4 protein-coding genes are annotated in these 3,914 nt (G+C 49.4%); all 4 read left to right on the top strand.

Annotated elements, in window-relative coordinates; genetic code table 11:
- Nucleotides 1-164: 164 nt before the first annotated feature.
- The 4 genes from pnp to AC6F7T_RS11365 all read left to right on the top strand — a co-directional run bounded on the left by pnp (nt 165) and on the right by AC6F7T_RS11365 (nt 3,713).
- Nucleotides 165-2,264: a polyribonucleotide nucleotidyltransferase gene (gene pnp, locus AC6F7T_RS11380; RefSeq protein ID WP_500718942.1), complete on the top strand. Its 2,100-nt coding sequence runs from the start codon at nt 165-167 to the stop codon at nt 2,262-2,264.
- A gap of 96 nt (nt 2,265-2,360) precedes the next feature.
- A complete protein-coding gene (dut, locus tag AC6F7T_RS11375) occupies nt 2,361-2,819 on the top strand; it encodes a dUTP diphosphatase (protein WP_500718944.1) in 459 nt (152 codons plus the stop codon).
- Complete coding sequence (locus AC6F7T_RS11370; protein ID WP_500718940.1) at nt 2,816-3,088, top strand: HP0495 family protein; 273 nt, start codon at nt 2,816-2,818, stop codon at nt 3,086-3,088. Before dut ends, AC6F7T_RS11370 begins: the two co-directional genes overlap by 4 nt.
- A 16-nt stretch (nt 3,089-3,104) precedes the next feature.
- Nucleotides 3,105-3,713 carry an L-threonylcarbamoyladenylate synthase gene (locus AC6F7T_RS11365; protein WP_500718938.1) on the top strand — a complete coding sequence of 203 codons (609 nt, stop codon included), beginning with the start codon at nt 3,105-3,107 and terminating at the stop codon, nt 3,711-3,713.
- The last annotated feature ends 201 nt before the right edge of the window (nt 3,714-3,914 follow it).

Raw genomic sequence — 3,914 nt, 5'->3', positions numbered from 1 at the left:
TGATGTAGGGCGGGCCGCTTCACACTGTTTGTTTTTGTCGTGGAGGTTGTCCGGAGAGAGTATCCGATCTTTTCTCGGTTGTTGTCTCAGGCCATCCTCCTTTTGGTATAACCACATAATAGTACTGTCAGGCTGTTGCCGGACGGTGCCAACAAGGAGTTTTTATGGCTTATCATAAAGTAGAAGTAAACTTCAATGGTCAACCCCTGACCATTGAAACCGGAAAAATGGCTCGTCAGGCACATGGCGCAGTCATTGTCACCTATGGCGAGACCAAGGTTTTATGTACCGTGGTGTCCGGCCACAGTATCCGCCCCGGTCAGGATTTTTTCCCGCTGACCGTCAACTATTCCGAAAAGTTTTACGCCAGCGGACGCATTCCCGGTTCTTTCTTCCGTCGTGAACGTGGATCGAGTGAGCGTGAAACCTTGATCTGTCGTCTGATTGATCGTCCTATGCGCCCCCTGTTCCCCAAAGGGTACATGTACGAAACCCAGATCATGCCAACGGTTATATCTGCCGACCTGATTAATGATCCGGATACCCTCGCTATGGTTGCCGCATCGGCAGCGGTTGAGGTGTCTGATATCCCCTTCGAGGGGCCGATTGCAGCAGTTCGGGTCGGGCGTGTTGATGGGGAATTTGTCGCCAATCCCACTCTGGAGCAGATGAAGGTCAGCGATGTGGAACTGATTGTTGCCGGTTCCCGCGATGCCGTGATGATGGTGGAAGGAGAATCGAAATTTCTTTCCGAGCAGGAAGTACTCGACGCTATCTTCTTTGGTCACAATGCACTGCAACCGTTGATTGATCTGCAACTGGAACTTGCCAAACTGGTTGGTCAGCAAAAACGTGAATTTGTTGTAGCTGAAAAAGACCCGGTGCTGGTGGACAAGGTGAAAAATCTGGCGGAACCGCGCATTGTTGAAGCGGTTGCTATTCGCAGCAAACAGGAACGCTATGCTGCCCTTGGCGTTATCCGTAATGATGTTAAAGAGCAACTGGCTACAGAATTTGAAGGTCGTTCTGAAGAGATTTCTGCTGCTCTTGGTTCTCTCGAAAAAACTGTCGTGCGTCGTAGTGTTACCCAAGATCGCATTCGTATCGATGGTCGTGGTATGGCAGATATTCGTCCGATCAGCTGCGAGGTCGGGATATTGCCACGCGCTCATGGTAGTGCCCTGTTTACCCGCGGCGAAACCCAGGCTCTGGTTTCCGCTACCCTGGGTACCTCTTCCGATGAACAGCGCATGGATAATGTCCAGGGGATGGAATTCAAGAAATTCATGCTGCACTACAATTTCCCGCCATTCTGTGTCGGTGAAACCAGCATGCGCCTTTTCCCCGGTCGGCGCGAAATCGGTCACGGTATGCTCGCTGAGCGCAGTGCCGCCCAGATTTTACCGGAGCATGAAAAATTTCCCTACACCATGCGGATTGTTTCCGAGGTGCTTGAGTCGAATGGTTCATCTTCCATGGCGTCTGTCTGTGGTGCCTCCATGGCGCTGATGGATGCCGGGGTTCCGGTTTCCGAACCAATCGCCGGCATTGCCATGGGGCTGATCAAGGAAGGTGATGACATTGCGGTCCTGTCGGATATTCTGGGCGATGAAGATCACCTGGGCGATATGGACTTCAAAGTCACCGGCTCGGCACGCGGCATTACCGCATTGCAAATGGATATCAAGATTTCCGGCGTGACCAAGGAGGTTATGCAACAAGCCCTCGAGCAAGCCAAGGCCGGTCGTATTCATATTTTAGCGGAAATGGCCAAAGCCATTTCCGTGCCGCGCACAGAATTGTCCAAGTATGCGCCACAAATCACCAGCATCCGCGTCAAGCAGGATCAGGTGCGTACTGTTATCGGTTCCGGCGGCAAGAATATTCGTGGCATCATTGAAGTGACTGGTTGTTCCATTGATATTCAGGACGACGGCACCATCCACATCGCTTCAGCCGACGGTGCTGCTGCCAAAATGGCAATCAAGATGATCCGCGATCTGACCCAGGAAGCCGAAGTTGACAAGCTCTATATGGGTACCGTCAAGAAAATCATGGAATTTGGAGCCTTTGTTGAAATCTTCCCCGGGACTGATGGCTTGATTCATGTGTCGGAGCTTGCCAACGAACGGGTACGCAATGTAACCGACGTGATCAAAGAAGGAGACCAGGTTCTGGTTAAGTGTATCGGTGTCGATCGCCAGGGCAAAATCAAGCTGTCCCGCAAGGCGGCCCTCGGATCAGAAATGTCCGAAGAAGGTTAATAATCTGCGTCTACAGCAGTAACGATGTTCATCAGCTACGATGGCCGCAGAAGATATCTCTCTTTATGCGGCCATTGTTTATTCAGGGGACTATCTGTGAAAAGTCCGGCGATAGAAATTAAAAGAATAAACCCTTCCGCCCAGTTGCCACGCTATATGACGAGCCTGTCTGCCGGTATGGATATCAGTGCTGAACCTGATGAGCCCATTTTACTGGCACCGGGTGAACGCTGCCTGATCCCAACGGGTATTGCTGTAGCAATACCGCCAGGGTTTGAAATTCAGGTGCGTCCCCGTTCGGGTCTGGCCATTAATCATGGAGTAACTTTGGTTAATACACCAGGTACCATTGATGCTGATTATCGTGGTGAAATTAAGATTATTGTGATCAATCATGGCAGGGATGTCTTTGAAATTAAACCCGGGGATCGTATCGCCCAAATGGTTGTGGCCCCAGTGGTTCAGGCACAACTGATCGAAGTGTCAACTCTGGATTCCACCGAGCGTGGATCTGGGGGCTTCGGACATACGGGCACAGAGCGGACAAACGGATGAGTGAGCAGTCAAAACCTGAAGACCTGATAGATTTCCCTTGCCATTATCAGTTCAAGGCCATTGGTCAGGGTGGAGATAAGTTTCGTCGCGAAGTGATCGAAGCGATAGAACTTCATGCGCCGGTGCCGATGGATTCTGTGCGCAGTCAAGTAAGTCGTCATGGCACATACCAATCGATTTCGGTAATGTTGATTATTTACAATACCACACAGCTAACGGATATTTATGCGGAGCTGAAAAAAGTTCCCGGACTGAAAATGTTGTTATAAGCCAAAGGAGCAGGCTATGTATCTGTCTATTAATCCGGATAATCCGCAGCCTAGACTGATTGTCCAGGTCGTTGAATGTCTGCAGCAGGGGGGAGTTATTGTGTATCCAACCGATACCACCTATGGTATCGGCTGTGATATTTTTAATCGCCGGGCGGTAAAAAAGATTTTTCAGATAAAACAGCGTGACAGCCGCAAGCCTTTTTCCTTTATCTGTAAGGATCTGGCGGAAATTTCCAACTATGCCCAGGTCAGCAATTTTGCATTTAAAATCATGAAGCGCCATCTTCCCGGTCCCTATACCTTTGTGCTTGAAGCCTCCAAGATTGTTCCTGATTCATTGAGTACCAAGCAGAAAACCGTCGGCGTAAGAATTCCCGATAACGCTATCTGTCATGCCATTGTTAATGAACTGGGGCACCCACTGGTGACAACCAGCGCCAATATTGCCGGAGAAACAACACCAGCCGATCCCTACGAAATCAACAACAGTATGGGGCGATTGGTCGATATGGTGGTTGATGGAGGAGTCCTGATGGATGAAGCTTCAACGGTGATCAGCCTGCTTGACGACAAGATTGAGGTTCTGCGTCAGGGATGTGGTGATACCTCCTGGATTGAATAGACTTTATAAGAAACTATCAGGAAAGAAAAAAACCCGACCACAGGTGTGATCGGGTTATTTCTTTTTGGTGCGAAGGCGAGACTCGAAAAGAACTGATAAGCATATAGTATCATTCAATATAAATAAGTTTTAAAATCACCATACCCCTGATATGTACCCCATGTGCAAGGTTTAAGACGGTAGATTTTGCAGTTAAAGCCA

The sequence above is a fragment of the Pelovirga sp. genome, assembly GCF_059864205.1.
Note: the sequence above shows the minus strand (reverse complement) of the source record. Positions and strands in the feature narration are given on the sequence as shown.